The organism is Paraburkholderia sp. SIMBA_054, from assembly GCF_046534875.1.
GTDB classification, from domain to species: domain Bacteria; phylum Pseudomonadota; class Gammaproteobacteria; order Burkholderiales; family Burkholderiaceae; genus Paraburkholderia; species Paraburkholderia hospita.
Genome location: NZ_JAWRXV010001035.1, coordinates 1 through 261 on the forward strand (window position 1 = coordinate 1; position 261 = coordinate 261).

General features: G+C 62.5%; 1 protein-coding gene. It reads left to right on the forward strand.

What is annotated here, in order from left to right; genetic code table 11:
* On the forward strand, positions 1–261 hold a 261-nt coding region (locus SB822_RS58300; RefSeq protein ID WP_410859271.1), incomplete at both ends, for a CoA transferase.

Sequence of the window (261 nt, forward strand, 5' to 3'; positions counted from 1 at the left end):
GCCGAGTTCGGCGCCGACGTGGTCAAGATCGAAGCGCCTGAAACGGGCGATCCGCTTCGCAAATGGCGCAAGCTGCACGAGGGCACCTCGCTCTGGTGGTATCTGCAGTCGCGCAACAAAAAGTCGGTTTGCGTGAATCTCAAATCGGCCGATGGTGTCGAGATCGTGAAGCGGCTCGCGGCCGAGGCCGATGTCATCATCGAAAATCTGCGTCCGGGCGCGCTCGAAAGGCTCGGCATCGGCTGGGACGTGCTGCACGCG